We start from the raw sequence: 21,434 nt of genomic DNA, 5'->3' as shown, positions 1-21,434 counted from the left end.
CACATTTTTTGTTTTGACTGACCTTTAGTCGGAATGTTTTGCCGCTTTTATGACATAGTGTCAGTGTGGGTGTCATGCATTTTGCATTAATCTCTTTGGCACACGTTTTGCTAAACTATGGTTGTAACCTGCTTGTGCGGGTAAAATGAAATTGAATAATAACAAATAAAAAATATAATTAAGAAAATGGGAAAGATTATTGGTATCGACCTTGGAACCACCAACTCGTGTGTTTCAGTATTAGAGGGTAAAAACCCTGTTGTTATCCCTAACAGTGAGGGACGTAACACAACTCCTTCGGTTGTGGCATTTAAGGACAATGGCGAGCGCATCGTGGGCGACCCTGCTAAACGCCAGGCCATCATGAACCCCACCGGCACCGTTTTCTCAATCAAACGTTTCATGGGTGAGACTTATGACCATGTTACAAAGGATGTAGAACGCATGCCCTACAAGGTAGTTAACAACGGCAGCAACCAGCCTCGCGTTGAGATTGGCGGACGCCAGTACACTCCTCAAGAGATTTCGGCAATGGTTCTCCAAAAGATGAAAAAGACCGCCGAGGATTACCTGGGCACTACTGTTGACGAGGCAGTAATCACCGTTCCTGCTTACTTCAACGACGCACAGCGCAAGGCAACAAAGGAAGCCGGCGAGATTGCTGGCCTCAAGGTTCAGCGCATTGTAAACGAACCCACTGCTGCTGCACTTGCTTACGGTCTTGATAAGGACGCTAACGACAAGAAGATCGCGGTGTTTGACCTCGGTGGCGGCACATTTGATATCTCAATCCTTGAGCTCGGCGACGGCGTGTTTGAGGTTAAGTCAACCAATGGTGACACTCACCTCGGTGGTGATGACTTCGACCAGCGCATTATCACTTGGCTTGCCGAGGAGTTCCAGAAGCAGGAAGGCATCGACTTGCGCAAAGACCCCATGGCACTTCAACGCCTTAAAGAGGCTGCCGAGAAGGCTAAGATTGAACTCTCAAGCCAGTCTTCTACTGAGATTAACTTGCCTTACATCACCCAGCTTGATGGTATGCCCAAGCACTTGGTTAAGACCCTCACACGCGCTCAATTCGAGCAGTTGTGCGACGAACTTATCCAGGCAACTATTCGCCCCTGTGAGCAGGCACTTCGCGATGCTGGCATGTCAACCAGCGAGATTGACGAGGTTATCCTCGTGGGCGGTTCAACCCGTATCCCCGCTATCCAGCAAATCGTAGAGCGTTTCTTCGGCAAGGCTCCTTCTAAAGGCGTTAACCCCGACGAGGTCGTTGCTGTGGGCGCTGCAATCCAGGGCGGTGTGCTCAGCGGTGATGTTAAGGATGTGCTTCTTCTTGATGTTGTTCCCCTGTCAGTGGGTATCGAGACTCTGGGTGGCGTGATGACGAAGCTCATAGATGCCAACACTACAATCCCCACTCGCAAGAGCCAGGTGTTCTCAACAGCAGCCGACAATCAGCCTGAAGTTGAAATTCACGTTCTTCAGGGCGAGCGTCCCATGGCTAAGGACGACAAGACTCTCGGCCGTTTCCACCTCGATGGCATTGCTCCCGCTCCCCGCGGAATTCCTCAGATTGAGGTGACATTTGAGGTTGACGCTAACGGTATCATGAACGTGAGCGCCAAGGATAAGGCTACTGGCAAGGAACAGAGTATCCGCATTGAGGCTTCTAGCGGCCTGAGCGACGCTGAAATCCAGCGTATGAAGGACGAGGCAACTGCCAATGCTGCTGCCGATGCAAAGGAGAAGGAACGTATCGACAAGATCAACCAGGCCGACGCGTTGATTTTCCAAACAGAGAAGACTCTCAAAGATGCTGGCGACAAACTGCCCGCCGACACAAAGGCTCAGATTGAAACAGCCCTCAACAAACTCAAAGATGCACACAAGGCACAGGATCTTGCTGCTATCGACACTGCGAGCGCCGAACTCACAAAGCTCTTCGAGCAGATGTATCAGGCAGCAGGCGGTGCGCAGGCAGGCGGCCCTCAGGGTCCCCAGGATTTCAGTGGTTTCCAGGGCGGTGCACAGCAGCCTGGCAGCGGTAACAACGGTGGCAACAACGATGCCGAGGACGTTAGCTATGAAGAAGTGAAGTAAGAAGCTCTTTTCAAACGATTATATTGAGCACGCGAGATGGAATGTCTCGCGTGCTTTCGTTGTATTAAGCCGTCTTGCGTGCACGCACTGTGCACACGCACGCGCAAGGAAATTGTCGAGATATATTGAAATTAATGCAAAGTTGTTTAGTAAAACGATTGCATAAATGTGTAATATGTTGATTTTCATATGTGTTTTGTTGATATAGATTCCTTTTTGCCATTGTATGTATAAGGTTGGTTTAATTGCCTGTTTGTCAGTGATATAGTTATATTTGTCAATTTACGGTTCAGAAAAGTCGTGTAATACAAATATATTAAAGCATGACTAATCCAGATTTTTTTTGTAATTTTGCAAATAATTTTGAAAGAGTATATATGCTTGATTATTTGTTTGAAACGAGTTGGGAAGTGTGCAATAAAGTAGGAGGTATCTATGCTGTATTGTCCACAAAAGCCCACACACTTCAACAACTCTACAAAGATAAAGTAATTTTCATTGGTCCTGACTTGTGGAAGGAAGGCAATGAATCTCCATATTTCATTGAACGCAAAACGCTTATGGCATCATGGCGCAAGAAGCCATGCTTGCCATTTGGCATTAAAGTGAGGGTAGGACGCTGGAATGTTCCTGGTAGCCCCATTGCCATACTTGTTGATTACAAAGACCTCTTTGCTTCAAAGGATTTGTTTTATGGCAAGATGTGGGAACTCTATGGCGTGGACTCTCTTCATGCCTATGGCGACTATGACGAGTCGTGTATGTTTGGTCTTGCGTCGGCTATGGTGATTGAAAGTATAGTAAACTGGTCGAAGCCCAAGGGCAAAGTGATAGCACATTTCGACGAATGGACCACCGGCATGGGATTGCTTTATGTGAAGCATCATCTGCCCACGGTTGCAACCGTGTTTACAACTCATGCCACTAGTATAGGCCGCAGCATTTGTGGCAACGGCAAGCCGCTGTATGACTACATGGCAGGGTATAATGGCGACCAGATGGCAGGCGAGCTCAACATGCAATCGAAGCACTCGCTAGAAAAAGCCGCAGCACATCAGGCCGATTCGTTTACTACCGTGAGTGAGGTGACAGCCCGCGAAAGCATGCAGCTGCTGGAACGTGCCCCCTTTGTAACGCCAAACGCGTTTGAGCAAAATTTTGTTCCTGCCGGGAAGAAGTTCACCCAAGTGCGTGCTGCCGCCAGGAAAAAATTGCTCGACGTGGCACGTGCTCTGACGGGAGTGCGGTTGGGCGACGACACAATGCTCGTGGCAACTTCAGGCCGATGCGAGTTTCGCAATAAGGGCATTGACGCTTACCTTGATGCAGTGAACGTGTTGCGGTCAAAGGTGAACAATGACGGCAAGCGTCATGTGGTTGCATTTGTTTTGGTACCTGCATGGGTAGATGTGCCTAGAGAAGACTTGCTGAACGCAATGCAACGTGATAACGACTCGGAGCAAATGCCCAAGCCTGTCATCACGCACACGTTGCATAACCATGGTGCCGATCCCATAGAGAACAAAGTGCTTCAGCTAGGTTTCAACGGATCGAAGCAGGACAAGGTTTTTGTGGTGTATATTCCCTCATATCTGAATGGTACTGATGGAGTGCTCAATATGGCATACTACGACGTGCTTGCTGGGCTTGACTTGACGGTGTTCCCCTCTTATTATGAACCATGGGGCTACACACCCATGGAGAGCTCGGCATTTGCAGTGCCCACCATCACTACTGACCTTGCAGGATATGGGCAATGGATTCTTGATACCTATGGCAATGATAGTAGCAAGAGCGGTGTTCAAGTGATTCATCGCACCGACTCAAACTATGACGAGACTGTTCATTCAATAGCTAACAGCATGTACAGTTTCTATCAGAAACCAAGCGATGAGGTGAAAGCACTGAAAGAGGCCGCCCAGAATGTAGCGAAACAAGCGTCGTGGGAGAACTTCATCTCTTATTACCTTGATGCTTATAAGCATGCAGTAGAAAGAAAATAAAGTAATAATTAAATAAAGTTTTATGAAACTTCAAGTTAACAACACTAACGATTTTGTGTGGAGAACACTCACAGTAAAATCGGCTCTTCCTGGAAAATTAAAGAAACTGGAAGAACTTTCTAAAAACCTTTGGTGGGTATGGAATAGCGAAGGAAAGACTTTGTTCCATGACCTCGACCGCGACCTGTGGCGTGCTACAGGCGAAAACCCTGTGCTGTTGCTGCAACGCATCTCAAGCGATCGTCTTGACGAGATCCTTCAAGACAAGGAGATGATGGAACGCATTGACAGTGTCTATGACAGCTTCAAGGCTTATATGTCTGTTCCCATGCGTGATGACCTTCCCTCTATATCTTACTTCAGTATGGAGTATGGATTGTGCAACGCGCTCAAGATTTATTCAGGCGGTCTCGGTATTCTTGCCGGTGACTATATTAAAGAGGCAAGTGACCGTTGCGTCAACATGACAGCAATCGGTTTCTTGTATCGTTATGGCTATTTCACCCAGACACTGTCGATGGATGGCCAGCAGATTGCTAATTATGAGCCCCAGAACTTCAACCAGCTGCCTCTCGAACCGGTTGTCGATGAGAACGGCCGCCAGATGGTACTTGAAGTTCCTTATCCCGGACGCATCATATATGTGAACGTGTGGCGTGTAAATGTTGGTCGCATGAGTCTGTATCTCCTTGATACTGACCTTGATCCAAACAGTGAATTTGATCGCCCCATCACTCACAAGTTGTATGGCGGCGACTGGGAGAACCGCATCAAGCAAGAATATCTTCTCGGTATAGGCGGCGTGTTGCTTCTCAAGCGTCTGGGCATCAAGAATGACCTCTATCACTGCAACGAGGGTCACGCAGCGCTGCTCAACCTGCAACGCCTTGTTGACTATGTTCAGGAAGAAGGACTCAGCTTCAACGAAGCTCTCGAGGTTGTTCGCGCGACATCACTCTACACTGTCCACACTCCTGTGCCTGCTGGTCACGACTACTTTGAGGAGGGCCTCTTCGGCAAGTATATGGGCGAGTTCCCTGCTAAACTTGGTATTAGTTGGAACGACCTTATGAATATGGGCCGCGAGAATCCCGACACTAACGAGCGCTTCTCAATGAGCGTGTTTGCACTCAACACCACTCAAGAATCTAACGGTGTGAGCTGGCTGCACGGCGAAGTATCAAAGAAGATGTTCCAGGGCGTATGGAAAGGCTACGCTCCCGAGGAGTCTCACGTGGGTTATGTAACTAATGGTGTTCACATGCCTACATGGGCCGCTAGCGAGTGGAAGAAATATTACACCGAGACATTTGGTGCCGACTTCATGAACCATCAGGAAGACGAAAAGGCGTGGTCTCCCATCCTCAATGTACCCGACGAGGAGATTTGGGACCTGCGCATGCAACTCAAGAACAAGTTCATCAACTTTGTTAAGCGTGATTTCACTGCTAACTGGTTGAAGAACCAGGGTGATCCCACTCGCATCATGTCGATTGTGGACAAGATCAACCCCAACGCGCTTCTCATCGGTTTTGCCCGCCGCTTTGCAACATACAAGCGTGCATACCTCTTGTTCAACGACCTTGACCGTCTGTCACGCATCGTTAACAACGAGAAGTTCCCCGTTCAGTTCATCTATGCCGGCAAGGCTCACCCTGCCGATGGAGCTGGTCAGGACCTCATCAAGCGCATCATAGAGATCTCCAAGATGCCCCAGTTCCTTGGCAAGATCATCTTCCTTGAAAACTACGACATGACAGTGTCTAAACGTCTCATAACAGGTGTTGATATCTGGCTGAATACTCCCACACGTCCTCTTGAGGCATCTGGTACATCAGGCGAGAAGGCCGAGATGAACGGTCTGCTCAATTTCTCTGTACTAGACGGATGGTGGTATGAAGGTTACCGCAAGGGCGCAGGTTGGGCTCTCACTGCTAAACGCAGTTACACTGACCAGGGCCAGCAAGACAAACTTGACTCGGCAACTATCTACTCAATGCTTGAAAATGAGATCATTCCTCTGTACTTTGCCAAGAACAGCAAGGGTTATTCTCCCGAGTGGATACAGTACATCAAGAACTCTATTGCGCACATTGCCCCCAACTACACAATGTCTCGCATGATGCGTGACTACTTCGACCGCTTCTACAACCCCGAGGCAGCAAGAGCAAAGGAACTCATGGCTAACAACTATGCAGTGGCTCGTGAAATCGTTGAGTGGAAGGAAAATGTTGCCGCTCGTTGGAATGACGTTAATCTGGTTGGTGACATCGAAATGTCGGATGTACTGCTCAATGTTAACGCGGCATCTGATTCACAGATGCAACTTAACGCTACACTGCGTGTCAACACAGCAGGCTTGGGCCGTAGCATTAAGGTTGAGGTTGTTGCTTACAAAGATGAAGATGGCGACAGCAAGTTCTACAAGGCAATTCCTGCAACTGTTGTTGCTGAAGACGGTGATGTTCTCACTTTCAATGTGAAGTATGACTTGCGCAACTCTGGCGTATATCGCTACTCATTCCGTATCTTCCCCTGGAATGACAAGTTGGCACACCGTCAGGATTTCGCTTACATGAAGTGGGTATAATGTAGCCACCTCATAGAATATAGTTAAGGAGACATTTCACAACGAGATGTCTCCTTGGTTTATTTTACAAGCTGTTGTTTCCCTCACAGAAGAAAATACAGGAACGGATAAGATGAAATATGCCCAGTATTGTGCGATGTATGTAGGTGAAGCAAGAAAAAAGGGCGACTGCACCTAGCCCCCTTTTTTTATCAGACTGTAATAATATCGAATTGGTGTTTTGATGCAGTTACTACTGCATTCAGACGCTTGTCGTGTTCTTCAACAGGCACGTTTTCAACTAGTTGAAAATCTAATGCTACGCCGATGGTGTAGGCGCCAGTAGTATCTAATAGCCTGTCATAGTAACCTTTTCCTCGACCTAGTCTGTGGCCTTGCATGTCGAGGGCCACAGCCGGCACTATTATCAGGTCTATGATATCAGGATTTACCGTGGCTCCGGTGGGTTCGCTTATGTTGAACCGATTGTCATTTCTTAATTCCTTTCCTAGCGGAACTATATCAAGCACATCGCCATTAACGCGAGGAAGATAAATGTTCTTCATTTCTTTCCACCGGTCTATAACATCGTGAGTGGGAAGTTCATCGGGCAGGGAATGATATAGCAGGATATTGCGTGACGACTGAAATGGGACAGAGGCCTCTATGATTTCAAACACACGGTGTGACTGCACCTGCATGTATTGTTGCGATGCCTGTGCTTTGAGGTTTCTAATAACTGAACGAAGTTGCTTCTTGTCCATTATTTATCAGAGATGGGATAGGCCGCCTTGTGCTTATTGAATGCCTTGAGCGCCGCTTGAATTGTCTTGTCATCGCGATTGATAATAGAGTAGTAGGCTTCAGAGCCAAATACCGTTCTTGCCACAAGGGCTTTAATCTGAGTGACGATTACATCGCGTGATTGGTTGATATAATACCACCTAGCAGGCACGCCATTTTGGGCTGCATAGGTTACAAAGTCATTAAGCAATGCCTCGCTCGACGGCTCCATGCGCAAGAATTGCTTATAATCCTTCATTTTGTTGAGCGCTGCACGGTTTACTTCGACATACTTGAAGGCAAACTTCTGGATAAGCCCAGCATTGGCAACCTCGATGTAGTAACTTGTGATGCCTGAAGTGTCGCGAGGAACAAACACATCGGGAATAATACCGCCGCCACCATAAACTGTGCGTCCATGCAGTGTCTTGAATATCTGCGACTTATCCACTTTGATGCTGTCTTGGTTGTAGATTTCGCCATTAGAGTATCGGTCGAAGACCTCGAACTCATAGTTCGTTCCGCGCTTGTAGTCCTTCTGTATGCAGCGACCCGAAGGCGTATAGTAACGAGCAATAGTGAGACGGATTGCACTCTGGTCGGGGAGGTCGATTTGAGTTTGGACAAGTCCCTTGCCAAATGAACGCCGTCCCACAATGAGACCTCGGTCATTGTCCTGCATCGCGCCTGCAAAGATCTCGCTGGCACTGGCCGAGTATTCGTCCATAAGCACGATAACCTCGGCATCATGGAACTGACCCTCATTGTCGCTCCAGAACTCGGAGTCAAGTTTCTTCTCGCGACCTTTGGTGAAAAGGATTAACTGATTTTCATGCAGGAATTCATTAGCCATGCGAATGGCGATTTCCATATATCCGCCTCCGTTTCCTCTCAAATCGATGAGGTAACGCTTGGCGCCTTCTTCCTTGAGCAAGTTGAGGCCAGTGATGAACTCGCTGTGAGTGGTGCGACCAAACTGGTTGACTTTGAGGTAGCCTGTTGTGCGGTCGATCATGTAAACGGCATCGACCGAGTTAATGGGTATATCGCCGCGAGTAACCGTAAAATTAAGTATCTTGCTGCCGTTGCCACGCTTGATTCCCAGTTTTACCGAAGTGTCTTTCTTGCCCCTAAGAGTCTTCATTACCAAACCATTGTTGATTTTTGGACCCACAAAATTAGAGTCGTTGACAGTGACAATGCGGTCGCCAGCCTGTATTCCCACCTTCTCCGAAGGACCACCAGGAATCACTTCGCTGATGCTTATGGTGTCGTTAAGGATGAAAAATGAAATTCCTACGCCACAGAAACTGCCGTTCAGCTCATCATTGGCAGCTTGTAAGTCTTCCTTGGGCAAGTAAACCGAATGAGGGTCGAGGTTGCCTAGGATTTGAGGAATAGAACTCTCAATAAGGTCATTAAGATTAACGGTGTCAACATATTCGTTGGAAATGAGATTCAAAATGGTGTTAATCTTCCTGTCATTGTCAATAGGGTATTTGCCCCCTGTAAATTGACTGCCTATAATTATACCAATCACCGCTGAGATTGCCATTGCAAGGGGCAACCACAGTAGAGCGGGGCGAGTGGTCTGTTTGTTATTCATGTGTGTATTGTAAGATACTTGGGACATTATTAATTAGAGCTCTTTTCTTATATATTTTCCATCAACACATTCGAGTTGGATGCACTCGATACCTGCACGCTTGAGGAGTTCTACGCCATCGGTAATGCGATAATACTCGCCGAACACGACTCTCTTTATGCCAGATTGAATGATGAGCTTGGAGCATTCAATGCAAGGCGAAGTGGTCACATAAAGCGTTGCGCCGTAGCTGCTGTTGTTGCTTTGGGCCACTTTGGTTATGGCATTGGCCTCGGCATGCAACACATAGGCTTTGGTGTGGTCGTTCTCGTCCTCGCATACATTTTCAAAGCCGACAGGCGTTCCATTATAACCGTCGCTGATGATCATCTTGTCCTTGACGATTATTGCTCCCACTTGTCGTCGCTGGCAATAAGAATTCTCGGCCCAAATTTGAGCCATGCGCAGGTAGCGAGAATCAAGTAAATCTTTTTTAGTGACGGTTGAATCCATTGTTATTATATATGTGCAATTTGTTAAGTTTTAACGATTTACACATTTAAAGTGTGGCAAAAACATCTAGATGTGCAAAATCAGGTACAAATTTAATGAAAATTTTCAGATAAAAAGAAAAGGACAACATAAAATATTGCCCTTTTTAATGATTATTTTTTTTGAATGTGGTCAGTTTATTGCTATGCCATCTCGTGCCAGAAGTGCATCGATGCGAGGTTCACGTCCTCTAAATCTCTTATACAGTTCCATGGGCAACTCGGTTCCGCCCCTTGACAACACGTTGTCGAGAAGTGATTTTGCTGTTTCCTTGTTGAAAATTCCGTCTTCTTTGAACTTGGCGAAAGCATCAGCGTCAAGCACTTCGGCCCACTTGTAACCATAGTAACCTGCGGCATAACCTCCGGCGAAGATGTGTGCAAACTGCGGTGAAATCTGACAGCCATCGACTGCGTTAAAGACTTTAACTTCATTAAGTGCTTCGTTTTCAAACTCCACGACGTCGCCATCTACTGGAGATGAAATGGTGTGCCACGCCATGTCGAGGAATCCAAATCCCAGTTGTCGCATGCAGGCATAGCCAGCACCATACTGCGACGAGGCTATGATTTTGTCAATAATCTCCTGGGGAATACTCTCGCCTGTGACATAATGGCGTGCGAAACTATCCAGGAATTCATGCTCGCGCATGTAATTCTCGTTGAATTGAGACGGCATCTCTACAAAGTCGCGGTACACGTTGGTACCAGATGTTGACTCGTATTTGCATTGGGAGAGCAGGCTATGCAGTCCATGGCCGAATTCGTGCAAAAATGTTTCCACCTCGCGGTGAGTGAGCAACGACGGTTTGGTCTCGGTGGGGCGAGTAAAGTTCATCGTGAGGGTTACAAGCGGCCTGATATTAGTTCCTGACTCATCAAATGACTGCTCGCGGAAATTGGTCATCCATGCCCCGCCTTGCTTGGTGGCACGGGGGAAAAAGTCGTTATAAAGTGTTCCCACAGCATTGCCATGCTCGTCGGTAACGTCATAAACCTTTACTTCAGGATTAAACACCTGCGCATTCTTATTTTCAGTAAATTGCAGGCCGTAGAGTTTTGTTGCAAGACCGAAGACACCTGCTGTGACATTACTCAACTCGAAGTAAGGACGAAGCAGTTCGTCACTGATGTCAAAGAGTGATTCTTTTTCCTTGTTGGAGTAGTAAGCATAGTCCCATGGCATGATTTCCATTTCATGGCCTTCGAGTTTTCCTGCAAAGTCTTTTAGTCTTTTCAGTTCAGTTACTTGTGCCGGACGATAGGCATCCTTCAACTGGTTGAGCATGCTGTAAACGTTGCCGGGACATTGTGCCATTGTTTTCTTTAACTTGTAGTCGGCAAACGATTTGTATCCTAGCAAGTTGGCAATCTTCAATCTGATATTAGCAATTTCCTTGTATATGTCGCTATTGTCATATTGTCCTGCCATGCAGCGGCTGTTGTAGGCCTTGTAAAGAGTTTCCCGCAGGTCGCGTCTTGACGAATATTTCATGAATGCCATGTAACTGGGTGCCTGCAATGTGATGAGGTATTTGTCCTTGCTGCCGTGGGCCTTGGCATCGGCCACAGCTGCTTCAAGCGCGCTCTCGGGCAATCCTTCCACGTCGTCGTCACCGAGCCATAATTGGTATTCATGTGTGGCTTTAAGCAGGTTTTGCTCAAATTTGAGAGTGAGTTCAGTGAGTTTTCTTGTTAATTCCCTGTAAGTGGTTCTCGCGTCTCCGGCGAGGTCGGCCCCGCTGCGAACGAAGGAATCATAGGTCAACTGCAACAATCGGGCATCTTCGGTGTCAAGGGTTTCTTTCACAGGTGATTGATACACAACCTTTACGCGGTTCCACAATTGAGGGTTTAGCGTGATGTTGTTGCTGTGCTCTGACAGGATGGGTGCCATCTTGTCGGCCAGCGTCATCATCTGCTCGTCGGCACATGCCGATAGCATGGGGTAGAAAATGCCTAGCACTTGTGACAGTTTGCTGCCAGAGCGTTCAAGTGCAACGATTGTGTTATCGAAATCGGGCATCGATGTGTTATTTGTTATATTCTCTATCTCCTGATCATGCTCTTTGATTGCTTGCAGTATTGCTGGTTCATACTGGTCGATAGTGATTTTGTCGAAAGGTACTAGACCATTCTCCAAATACAGGTTGCTGAAAAATATATTTTCCATGAAAACCAAAGTTTTATATTATATAGTTTAAATAGTTTCTTTATTTAGCAGAGCATCTACAATCAGTGCCATGTCATCATCGCTCACACCTCGGTCATGAAGGTGTTTAGCGTCATTGAAAAAGGCATCGCGGAAGTCTTGCTTGTTGCTTTCCATTTCAAGCGACTTGTTATAGTTGTCAAAAGCCTCGGGGATGTGTTTGCTGCACAGCAGCACATGAGCTCGGTTCATGTAGTCCTGTGCCGAAGCCTTATCCTCATTGATTATTTTCTCATAATAGTTCAATGCACGCTCGTCGTTGCCTGTGATAAAAGAGCACCATGCTATGGGACGCCATGCGCGGTGTTTGGCTCCGTTCATGAAATCGGCTTTATAGTAGTATTTCAAGGCCTCGTCAACGCTTCCCAATTCAAGCAAGCAGTTGCCTATGCTTAATACGGTGGACACGGCATCGGGTTGCAGTTGTTCCACTTTCTTGTAGCACTCAATGGCTTTGACGTATCGGTTTGTGGCACGGTAACAAGCAGCCATGTGTTTTAAAGTCCACACGTCATCATCGTGAGCGAGCAGGTATCTCTTGTAGTATCGCAATGCCTCGGTGGTGTTGCCTAGGTTCTCGTGGCAGAATCCGAGTTTCTGGAATACATGCGGATCAACATTGCTGTTGCCTTCTAATATCAACATATAGTGATGAATAGCATCATCATAGAACTTGTTGTTGAAGTAGAATTCGGCTATTATCGAAATTGTTGATTCCTTGCTTGCATAGGGGTTGAGTACCTCGGTCTTGGTGATGTCCATATCTTGGTCAAAGATCGGGGCGAATTCCCTGCGTCGAGAGAAGAGCTTGAAAAACCTGTATAGATCCTGAAGGTGCAAGTTGGCTATGTATTCACGTTGTTTCTCGGTATCGGGCAACTCGGTGCTTTTCATTTCTTTCAGGTCGTGATACTGTGCTTGCACTTGATTCACCATCATCTGCCGTTGGCTTTCGGGTATCGATGCCATAGACAAGCAGAATGAGTAGCGGTCGCTGTTGCACAACGGAGCTTCGCTGATGATATCGGCAAGTGCGATGCCTGCAAAGGTTTCTTGCACGGTAGAGTGGTTACTGTGGAAGGGCAAGAACCAGTTAGACATCGTCTTGAAGAACGGGAAAGACTTGAGATGCGAGAAAGTGGAGATAAACACGTCGTTTCCAGCCATCTGCATTTCGTTGAATTCTTCCATTTTTTTCTGCAATCCCTTGTTCTCGAGCATGTCTTGCCATTCGGGGTTTGCCTCGAGGTCTGACATGTCGATGGGAGAGTTCTTGTCTTTGATTTTCCGCAAGAGGTCGGGCGACATGTTCATCAATCCCGGCATGAGGTCGTCGCGCACGCGGCGGGTGATGTTCTCGGTGTTGCGTGACCTGGCAAGCAAGAATTGCAGTGTGGCGAGGTCTCGTGAAAACAGTGGCATGTCGGCAACTTGGGCAACGTGCTGGCGTATGGCATGCGACTTGCGCACTCGATTGTTATATATATATAATGAGAGAACAAGATAAATCAGAGCCCTTATCTGGACTTCAGAATTATCATTCAAAACATAAGTTTGAGCCAAAACATCAACCTTGTTTTCATCATACACCGTCATCAATCCCAAAAACAAACCAGATAAAACAAGGCATTTCAAATGAATAGGAGTAGAGTTGTCATTGACCAATTCTTTCAGCAATGCCACGTCATCAAGGCTGATTGAGAACGAACTCCACAGTTTGTTGAACAATTTCGTCTCACATTGCTCGCATTCACGCAGTTGCAGCCTTATAGCCTCTTTGTTTTTCGGCTCATCGGGAACCGACTGCAACAAATCATACTTGTGCACGCATTGTTTCCATTGCTGTATTACAAGGGAAAGTGGTGTTCCATTGAGTTCGCGCCGCCGGGTGTGGAACAGCAACGGAGAGTCGTTTTCTTGATGCAAGACAATGCAGCGGTCGGTAATTGAATATAGAGATTCGATGATGTGAAGCAACACTGTGTCGCGTTGCGGATCCAGGATACCGCGCGAGAGATACTGAAGCATGAATTTGTAAGACATCTTCAGTTTTTCCACTTCTTCCTTAAGCAAGGTTGCGCCAGTGCCGTCAATCAAATCCAAGGTTTCGTTCAGTGCGTCATTGATGCGCGACTGCTCGAGCAACCCGTGTATCTTATCTTTTAGTTTTATTGCTTCTCTATAATCCATTATTATCAACTGTTTTATTGCATCTTTGCAAAAACTGTGCCAAATTGCGTGAGAGAAATACTATTATCCACCATATAGAAATAGACGGGAGTCCATAAATGAAATCCCGCCTATTATCTAAGATGTTACTTATTCTTTAGTCACTGCCTCGATGATGCCCAGAGTGAAGTCCCAAGACTTCTGCACTGCGGGGATGTGGCAACGCTCGCTAGGAGAGTGCACGCCCAGCAATGTGGGTCCATAAGAGATCATGTCAAGGGTGGGAAGCGCCTTCAGGAACAAACCACACTCAAGACCAGCGTGAATTGCTTCAACCTTGGGCTCTACGCCATAGAGGTCGGACCACACCTTCACAGCAGTTTTGAGGATCTTGCTGTTCTTGTTGGGAGCCCATCCCTGGTAGCCGTCGCTGTGGCGCACCTTGCCGCCACCCAGTTTGAATACAGTCTCAACGCGATGGCAAGCGTCATATTTGCGGCTCTCAACTGCACTGCGTTGTGAAGTGACAACCTCAATAACGCCTTCTTCCTTCATCTTGATGCTTGAGAGGTTGGTTGAAGTCTCGGTAAGTCCTTCAAGTTCGAGGCTCACTGAAAGCACACCGTGAGGAGCTGCATATACGGTGTTGATGATGCGTTCAGCATCTTCACGTGCAATCACCTTGGCGGGAGCGTCAACGCTCTCGATAGTGCCAAACAAGTTTGGCTCGCTGTTCTTGAATTCTTCCTTAACAGTTGCAACGAAAGTGTTGAAAGCAATCGACAGTTTTTCCTTATCGAAGTCCTTAACGCCAATCACAGCCTCGGCATCGCGTGCGATAGCATTGCGCAGGTTACCTGCATCTACATGTGCCAGCTCATACTCTACGCTGCTGCGCAGGTCCCAAAGCAGACGGGCAATGAGGCGAGTCGCGCAAGCGCGTTCAGTATTGATGTCGGTGCCGCTGTGACCACCATTCATGCCTGAAAGCTTGATCTCAAAGTAAACCAGGTCCTCGGGAGCTGCAAGGGGCTTGTAATCAAATGTTGCAAGAGTGTCGATACCACCGGCGCAGCTCATAGTGATGATGCCGTCGTCCTCGCTGTCGAGGTTGAGCAGGTAGTCGCCTTTGAGCATGCCTTCACCCACATTGCTTGCACCAGTGAGGCCAGTTTCTTCGTCAACAGTAAAGAAACCTTCGATGGGACCAGCTACGATAGCAGGGTCGGTGAGGACTGCAAGTGCGATAGCCATACCCATGCCGTCGTCAGCACCGAGTGTTGTGCCGTTAGCGCACACCCATTCGCCATCAATGATAGTCTCGATGGGGTCGTTGTCAAAGTCGTGCTTAGAATCTTTGTTCTTCTCGCACACCATGTCCATGTGAGCTTGCAGGATAATGCCCTTTACATTCTCCTTGCCGGGAGCGGCAGGACGGAACATAGCCACATTACCGATTGCGTCAACTTTGTGCTCAAGATTATGCTCCTGTGCAAAGCCGATTAGCCACTCACGAATTTTCGCCTCTTTCTTTGAAGGACGGGGCACTTTTGTGATCTGGTCAAAGATGTTCCAGACGAGTGCCGGTTGAAGGTCTTTAATTGTCATAAATCTTGAATTATTTAAGCGTTAAAAATGTTAGTTATCGTTTATGTCAATAAAATTTTGTTAAATTAACTATTTACAAGTGTAAAGTTACAAAAAAGTTTTGAAATAAATCGCAAAAAGTCGCAAACAATATATATATTTGCATATAATTTTAACGCAACAATGGAAACTTTAGTATTTACGGTAGCATTATTGGGTCTCGCAGTGGTGTTGCTGGGTGTAAAAATTTTCTTCGTTAAAGGCGGGAAATTTCCTAACACTCACATCCATGCTAACCCGGAAATGAAGAAACGTGGAATCACCTGTATGCGTGACAAAGAGTTTTATGAATAATAAAAAATTAAATAAACATATTAACTGAAATGAAATTTTATAAAATTACCCTATCAATCGCGATTGTGGCAGCAATGTTGTTTGGCGCCACTGCATGCAATGAGAAGCAAGACAATTCAGCCGCTAAATCGACAGCTGCAGCTGGTGGAATGAACATCCGCTATGTTGACGAGGACTCTATCATGGCAAACTACAACCTTGCAAAGGATTTCAACGAGGCAATGCTTCGTCGCCAGAACCAACTCGACGCTGCACAGCAGCAGCGTGGCAATGAAATCAACAAGTTCGGCACTGCAATGGAACAAAAATATAAAAACAACGGTTACCTCACCGAGGAGAGCCTTCGCGCTGACCAGGCAAAGCTCCAGAAGATGCAGAGCGATGCTCAAAGCTATCTGGGCAACCTCCAGCAGAGCATTGCTACCGAACTTGAGCAGAGCCGCACACAGGTGCTCGACTCTATCAACAACTTCATGAAAGAGTATGCAAAGCAGAAGGGCTATGATATGGTTATCTACAAATCAGCCGCTCTGTATGTAGATGAGAAGTTTGACGTTACCAAGGACGTTGTTGAAGGCCTTAACAAGCGCTACGTGAAAGTAGGCAAGGAAGAAGAGAAAAAGTAATTATTGATAATCAATAAACTATTTTTCAGAATTAATAGAACTCACCTATAGTCGTCGCGTGGAGTGAATGTCTCGCTTGAGGACAAGGACTGCATGCGACGACTTTTAGGTGAAAACACTTGTCACATAAGGTGGGTTCTATTAATTATGTCGAGGCGATTTTGAGAGATGTTTTGAGTAGGTTTTTGGTATGAAGAGGGAGCGAAGCGAGCTTCGTGACCGATTGAATGTCAAAAAGATACCATAACAGACTCAAAAGTGACCGAAATAATTAATTATCTTTTCTCATAATTAATAGAACCCACCATTACATCTATGGGACTTATTGATGATAGTAAAAGAGTAAACGATTTTGTTGAAGAGACGGCGGTTCTTGTGGGACTCATTACCCCACAGCAGAACGAGAGCAAAGCCAAGGAATATCTTGACGAACTCGAGTTCCTTGCCACGACCGCCGGAGCCACTACTGTGAAGAAATTCACACAGAGATGTGACTCGCCCAACAGCACATCATTTGTGGGCAAAGGCAAGTTGGAGGAAATCGCAAATTATGTGGAGGAAAACGAAATCGACCTCGTAGTGTTTGACGATGACCTTACCCCCAAGCAGACATATAATATAGAAAAGGTGGTAAAGGCCAAGGTTCTTGACCGTACAACGCTCATTCTTGACATCTTTGCAAAGCGTGCGCAGACCGCTAATGCCAAGATGCAGGTAGAACTTGCCCAGTATCAATACCTATTGCCCAGGCTTGCCGGCATGTGGACCCACCTTGAACGCCAACGAGGCGGTATCGGTATGCGTGGTCCAGGTGAAGCGCAGATTGAGACCGACCGTCGTATTATTAAGACAAAGATTTCCCTTCTCAAGGAAAAACTCGTGGCTTGGGACAAGCAGAAAACCATTCAGCGCAAGAACCGAGGCAAACTCACACGCATTGCGCTGGTGGGATACACTAATGTGGGCAAGTCAACATTGATGAATGTCCTCAGCAAGAGCGACGTTTTTGCCGAGAACAAACTCTTTGCAACCCTCGACACCACTTGCCGCAAGGTTGTGATAGAGAATCTGCCATTCCTGCTCACCGACACCGTAGGGTTCATTCGCAAATTGCCTCACCACCTGGTAGAGTCTTTCAAGACAACACTCGACGAGGTGCGTGACAGCGATATCCTTGTGCACGTCGTTGACATCTCGCATCCTCAATTTGAAGAACAGGTTGAAGTGGTGAACAAGACCTTGCAAGAGGTGTGTGATGCTGGCGACAAGGAAATGATCATGGTATTTAATAAGGTTGACCAGTTCTCTTATGTACCCAAAGATGAGGATGACCTGACGCCACGTCTGCGTGAAAACATACCTCTCGACGAACTCAAGGAAACCTGGATGGCACGCATGGCTGGTAACTGTGTATTCATCTCGGCCAAGTACAACCAGAACATGGAAGAGCTGAAAGACCTTGTTTACAAAAAAGCCAAGCAAGTGCATGCCCAGCGTTTCCCCTACAATGATTTCTTGTACCAGACCTACGAGGATCTAGAAGGATAATCAAAGCTATAATATAAAAGAAAACAATTAGAAGAGGGAGGATGAAATTGTCCTCCCTCATTCTGTCTAGATATGCTGCTGATAACTATTATTTGGAATTAAAAGCAGTCAAGAAGCATTATTTGGGCATAAAATTATTGATTCTTGTAAAGTTATTAGTGTTTTATTCTCTTAAGTTAATTTTTTTTGCTACTTTTGTAGCTAATTCCATTATCGTGACCTTTTTTGGGGAAATTTCTCCAGTGCCCCTACAGACACTAAAGGTTAGATTGAAGTCCGCGCCATGCCTAAACAGGCGATGGTAACACATCAAATGTAGAAGCGGGTATTGGGCGGGAATTACGACATAATGATAAGGCGTTCAATTGGCGCTTTGTTCTCGACGCTGAGAAACTTCGCAACTTTCATGTGCTGTCAGAACATTGCAACGATAGATGTCCTCGGGATGTGTCTATATGCGCATCCCTTATCCTGCGTATAGGGTACAAATTAACTTGTAAGGTTTTGTTGTATACTTACAAAGCGGGTTATAAGGGTGTACTATATTCATATTTGGCGTGGACTTTCGCGTTGCTCCGTTCAACAGCACAGGGCAATGCGAAGGCCTCTCAGCGTGGAACGAGCAACAATGAAAGTTCCACGTTTTATTTTTATAGCCGTTACACATTATTTTATTATAAACGACCGAATCTGGAACTATAGGTCAGTTCAAAATTCTAAAACTATGAATAAAAAAATGAACAACGAAGAACTCCAGTCACGTCGTGAGTTCTTCAAGAAAGCAGCAAAGGTTGCGTTACCTGTAGTAGCTGCAGTTGCACTTGCAAGTGCTCCCGCAATTGTTAATGCGGCTGAAGTAAACATGGGATGCGAATCTTGTCTTGGTAACTGCTCTGGTGGTTGCAAGAACACCTGTTCAGGATCATGCTCTTGCGGTTGTACTGGTTGTCGCAACTCATGCGTAGGCAGTTGCTCTTGTACTAGTCGCAAATGATGTGACAGTAATGTTTACTGAATATTAATTGACAAGTACAATTATCAAGACTCCACCATGAAAGCAATTGGCTAAAAAATAATGCCTTCTGCTTTCTTGGTGGATTCTAAAACTGATGAAAAATGAAAACAGTAAAAGGTATAGAAAAATCTTGGAAATCAAACATTGCAAAGTCTATTACATTTATTGTAACAAAAGATTGTCAGTTGGCATGTAAGTATTGCTACCTCGTTGGGAAAAACAACAAGGAACGCATGTCATGGGATACAGCCAAAAAGGCGATAGACTATATTCTTAGTCAAGAAAGTGAGATGTTAGAGGAAAGCGTTGTTTTTGATTTTATCGGAGGTGAGCCATTTCTTGAAGTTAAGTTGATGGATAAAATTTGCGATTACCTCAAGGTGGAGATGTATAATAGACAACACCATTGGTTTGATTCCTATCGTTTTAGCATTACAACAAATGGTTTAAACTATAACAATGAGGAGGTTCAACGTTTTATAAAGAAAAATAGAAATCACTTAAGTATCGCTATTACGATAGATGGTACAGAAAAAAAACATGACATAAATCGTATCTATAAAGGGTCTGGAGAAGGGTCGTATAAGGATGTTATAAAAAATATTCCGTTATGGCTAGAAGAATTTCCTTTAGAATCGACAAAAGTCACTATTAGCAGTGCGGATATTCCATACATTAAAGAAAGTGTTCTCCACTTATATAGTTTAGGAATTCATCAAGTCAACATTAATTGTGTATTTGAAGATCCATGGAAAGACGGGGATGATCTTTTATTTGAAAAACAGTTGATAGAATTGGCCGATGCTATTATTGACGGTAATCTTTACATTGATTTTGTAAATTCATTTTTTCAAGACTATATAGGGAAACCGCAAGATCCAATACGTCATAATGTTAACTGGTGCGGTGCAGGTATAATGTTAGCTGTTGACTCACAAGGATTATTTTATCCTTGCAATCGTTTTTCACAGTTCTCTTTGTCAAACAAAAAAGCATGGGTTATAGGTAATGTAAACGATGGTATTGACAAGAATAAACTTCGGCCATTCTTGACACTCAATCGTTGTACCCAGTCTCGACAAGAGTGTATAGACTGCGAAGTCGCTAGTGGATGCGGATGGTGTCAAGGTGAAAATTATGATTCTGCAGATACTCCAACCGCATATCAGCGTGCCACCGCCATCTGCAAGATGCACAAAGCACGAGTTCGCGCCAATAACTACTACTGGAACAAACTCTATCGCAAACTCGAACTTGAAGGTGTCAGCAAAATGGATATGCACAAGTTTATCAAGAAATCTAATATTCAACATACTTGTTAATTATGATACAGTACTTTGTAATATTACTTGACGATACTAGTACATCGTATTGTCATTATCAGAATCGCAAGAAAGAACATAAACTTATCTCCATAGATGATTTGAAGGCTGGTATCTTCTTTGCCATGAAGGAGAATCTAATGGTTCAGTATGTTCTTCCTGATTATGAGTTACCTATTGAATATAAAGAGGTGATGAATTCAATCGACAGCCATATCTTTGTCCCCTCTATATGTGAGGATAAGAATGCTATTGAGGTTGCCGATGTTATTGTATTTAATGAATGGTCATTACTCACGAATTGGAATTTCGATAATTCGCAGACTTGTGTTATTAGAACATCAAAGGAAGAGTACTTCAATAGTTATCTTGCATTAATGCTCGTTCTAGAAAAAACATCAAGGGTTAATATTATCTTTACGGATGTAGATACTTTTACCGATGCTGATTTTCAGAAATACAATCAGACGTTGGACACTCTTAGTTTAACCATTACTAAGGAATATGCCAAAGGACATTCTGTTCAGTTTAATTTGCTTACTGACAGAATGATGCTAAAGGAAATGAATAACTGTGGTGCAGGCGACACGAATATTACACTGGCACCCGATGGCAGGTTCTATATATGTCCTGCATTCTATTATGATGGCGTTTGTGACGGAAAGGAGATGTCTCTTGGTGATGTGTGCCAAAAAGGGTATGCTATTGGTTCGGTAAAAGACGGACTAGACATCAAGAATCCTCAACTTTATAAACTTGACTACGCTCCTTTGTGCCGTAGTTGCGATGCTTATCATTGCAAACGATGCATTTGGCTAAATCGCAGGACAACACTTGAAGTCAACACTCCAAGCCACGAGCAATGTGTTATGGCACACATTGAACGTAATGTTGCACGTCAGCTTCTTGCAGATATCCGCACTTTGGGAACATTCATTCCTGAAAACAACATAAAAGAAATCAATTATCTCGATCCATTCGATGTTCGCAAAGAGTGGTAA

At 45.4% G+C, this 21,434-nt stretch carries 15 protein-coding genes; 9 read left to right on the top strand and 6 right to left on the bottom strand.

Translation table 11 applies throughout. The features are described from left to right. Window positions 1–186 precede the first annotated feature (186 nt). From dnaK to glgP, 3 genes are all read left to right on the top strand, one after another. The gene (gene dnaK / locus ACKI3C_RS03535; protein WP_407402100.1) at window positions 187–2,109 is read left to right on the top strand and encodes a molecular chaperone DnaK; all 1,923 of its coding nucleotides are present in this window, start codon (window positions 187–189) and stop codon (window positions 2,107–2,109) included. 323 nt (window positions 2,110–2,432) lie between these two features. Next, complete coding sequence (locus ACKI3C_RS03530) at window positions 2,433–4,112, top strand: glycogen/starch synthase (RefSeq protein ID WP_407402098.1); 1,680 nt, start codon at window positions 2,433–2,435, stop codon at window positions 4,110–4,112. A 22-nt stretch (window positions 4,113–4,134) separates the two neighbouring features. Continuing rightward, on the top strand, window positions 4,135–6,702 hold the full coding sequence (glgP, locus tag ACKI3C_RS03525) for an alpha-glucan family phosphorylase (protein ID WP_407402096.1): 2,568 nt from the start codon (window positions 4,135–4,137) through the stop codon (window positions 6,700–6,702). Window positions 6,703–6,893: 191 nt separating this feature from the next. Here the strand turns inward: glgP and ACKI3C_RS03520 are convergent, their stop codons facing one another. From ACKI3C_RS03520 to ACKI3C_RS03495, 6 genes are all read right to left on the bottom strand, one after another. Continuing rightward, window positions 6,894–7,445, bottom strand: coding sequence for a 5-formyltetrahydrofolate cyclo-ligase (locus ACKI3C_RS03520; protein WP_407402094.1), 552 nt, complete (start codon window positions 7,443–7,445; stop codon window positions 6,894–6,896). Next, complete coding sequence (locus ACKI3C_RS03515; RefSeq protein WP_407402092.1) at window positions 7,445–8,926, bottom strand: S41 family peptidase; 1,482 nt, start codon at window positions 8,924–8,926, stop codon at window positions 7,445–7,447. The genes ACKI3C_RS03520 and ACKI3C_RS03515 overlap by 1 nt, the downstream gene beginning before the upstream one ends. Window positions 8,927–9,103: 177 nt before the next feature. Next, a complete protein-coding gene (locus tag ACKI3C_RS03510) occupies window positions 9,104–9,562 on the bottom strand; it encodes a deoxycytidylate deaminase (protein WP_407402090.1) in 459 nt (152 codons plus the stop codon). 171 nt (window positions 9,563–9,733) lie between these two features. Beyond that, window positions 9,734–11,773, bottom strand: a complete 2,040-nt coding sequence (locus tag ACKI3C_RS03505; RefSeq protein WP_407402088.1) for a M3 family metallopeptidase — start codon at window positions 11,771–11,773, stop codon at window positions 9,734–9,736. Between the two features lie 27 nt (window positions 11,774–11,800). Beyond that, a complete protein-coding gene (locus tag ACKI3C_RS03500; RefSeq protein ID WP_407402086.1) occupies window positions 11,801–14,002 on the bottom strand; it encodes a tetratricopeptide repeat protein in 2,202 nt (733 codons plus the stop codon). A 129-nt stretch (window positions 14,003–14,131) separates the two neighbouring features. Then, entirely contained in the window at window positions 14,132–15,589 is a 1,458-nt protein-coding gene (locus ACKI3C_RS03495; RefSeq protein ID WP_407402084.1) for an aminoacyl-histidine dipeptidase, read from the bottom strand. Between the two features lie 162 nt (window positions 15,590–15,751). On the opposite strand from ACKI3C_RS03495, the gene ACKI3C_RS03490 reads away from it, so the two are divergent. From ACKI3C_RS03490 to ACKI3C_RS03465, 6 genes are all read left to right on the top strand, one after another. Beyond that, complete coding sequence (locus tag ACKI3C_RS03490; RefSeq protein WP_407402082.1) at window positions 15,752–15,922, top strand: hypothetical protein; 171 nt, start codon at window positions 15,752–15,754, stop codon at window positions 15,920–15,922. A gap of 29 nt (window positions 15,923–15,951) precedes the next feature. After that, window positions 15,952–16,548 (top strand): OmpH family outer membrane protein, encoded by a 597-nt coding sequence (locus ACKI3C_RS03485; protein WP_407402080.1) that lies wholly within the window; start codon window positions 15,952–15,954, stop codon window positions 16,546–16,548. Between the two features lie 315 nt (window positions 16,549–16,863). Next, window positions 16,864–18,096: a GTPase HflX gene (gene hflX / locus ACKI3C_RS03480; protein ID WP_407402078.1), complete on the top strand. Its 1,233-nt coding sequence runs from the start codon at window positions 16,864–16,866 to the stop codon at window positions 18,094–18,096. A 724-nt stretch (window positions 18,097–18,820) separates the two neighbouring features. After that, window positions 18,821–19,090 carry a Cys-Xaa-Xaa-Xaa repeat radical SAM target protein gene (locus ACKI3C_RS03475; RefSeq protein WP_407402076.1) on the top strand — a complete coding sequence of 90 codons (270 nt, stop codon included), beginning with the start codon at window positions 18,821–18,823 and terminating at the stop codon, window positions 19,088–19,090. A 122-nt stretch (window positions 19,091–19,212) separates the two neighbouring features. Continuing rightward, complete coding sequence (locus ACKI3C_RS03470; protein WP_407402074.1) at window positions 19,213–20,433, top strand: radical SAM peptide maturase, CXXX-repeat target family; 1,221 nt, start codon at window positions 19,213–19,215, stop codon at window positions 20,431–20,433. A 2-nt stretch (window positions 20,434–20,435) separates the two neighbouring features. Further along, window positions 20,436–21,434, top strand: a complete 999-nt coding sequence (locus tag ACKI3C_RS03465; protein ID WP_407402072.1) for a CXXX repeat peptide maturase — start codon at window positions 20,436–20,438, stop codon at window positions 21,432–21,434.

Source organism: Sodaliphilus sp. (assembly GCF_045598405.1).
Taxonomy (GTDB): Bacteria; Bacteroidota; Bacteroidia; order Bacteroidales; family Muribaculaceae; genus Sodaliphilus; species Sodaliphilus limicaballi.
This window is presented reverse-complemented; position numbering and strand designations above follow the sequence as displayed.

Excerpts from the sequence above, each read along its gene's own strand:
- dnaK (WP_407402100.1), top strand. The coding sequence starts at position 187 with ATGGGAAAGATTATTGGTATCGACCTTGGAACCACCAACTCGTGTGTT.
- ACKI3C_RS03530 (WP_407402098.1), top strand. The coding sequence starts at position 2,433 with ATGACTAATCCAGATTTTTTTTGTAATTTTGCAAATAATTTTGAAAGA.
- glgP (WP_407402096.1), top strand. The coding sequence starts at position 4,135 with ATGAAACTTCAAGTTAACAACACTAACGATTTTGTGTGGAGAACACTC.
- ACKI3C_RS03520 (WP_407402094.1), bottom strand. The coding sequence starts at position 7,445 with ATGGACAAGAAGCAACTTCGTTCAGTTATTAGAAACCTCAAAGCACAG.
- ACKI3C_RS03510 (WP_407402090.1), bottom strand. The coding sequence starts at position 9,562 with ATGGATTCAACCGTCACTAAAAAAGATTTACTTGATTCTCGCTACCTG.
- ACKI3C_RS03505 (WP_407402088.1), bottom strand. The coding sequence starts at position 11,773 with ATGGAAAATATATTTTTCAGCAACCTGTATTTGGAGAATGGTCTAGTA.
- ACKI3C_RS03500 (WP_407402086.1), bottom strand. The coding sequence starts at position 14,002 with ATGGATTATAGAGAAGCAATAAAACTAAAAGATAAGATACACGGGTTG.
- ACKI3C_RS03495 (WP_407402084.1), bottom strand. The coding sequence starts at position 15,589 with ATGACAATTAAAGACCTTCAACCGGCACTCGTCTGGAACATCTTTGAC.
- ACKI3C_RS03490 (WP_407402082.1), top strand. The coding sequence starts at position 15,752 with ATGGAAACTTTAGTATTTACGGTAGCATTATTGGGTCTCGCAGTGGTG.
- ACKI3C_RS03485 (WP_407402080.1), top strand. The coding sequence starts at position 15,952 with ATGAAATTTTATAAAATTACCCTATCAATCGCGATTGTGGCAGCAATG.
- hflX (WP_407402078.1), top strand. The coding sequence starts at position 16,864 with ATGGGACTTATTGATGATAGTAAAAGAGTAAACGATTTTGTTGAAGAG.
- ACKI3C_RS03475 (WP_407402076.1), top strand. The coding sequence starts at position 18,821 with ATGAATAAAAAAATGAACAACGAAGAACTCCAGTCACGTCGTGAGTTC.
- ACKI3C_RS03470 (WP_407402074.1), top strand. The coding sequence starts at position 19,213 with ATGAAAACAGTAAAAGGTATAGAAAAATCTTGGAAATCAAACATTGCA.
- ACKI3C_RS03465 (WP_407402072.1), top strand. The coding sequence starts at position 20,436 with ATGATACAGTACTTTGTAATATTACTTGACGATACTAGTACATCGTAT.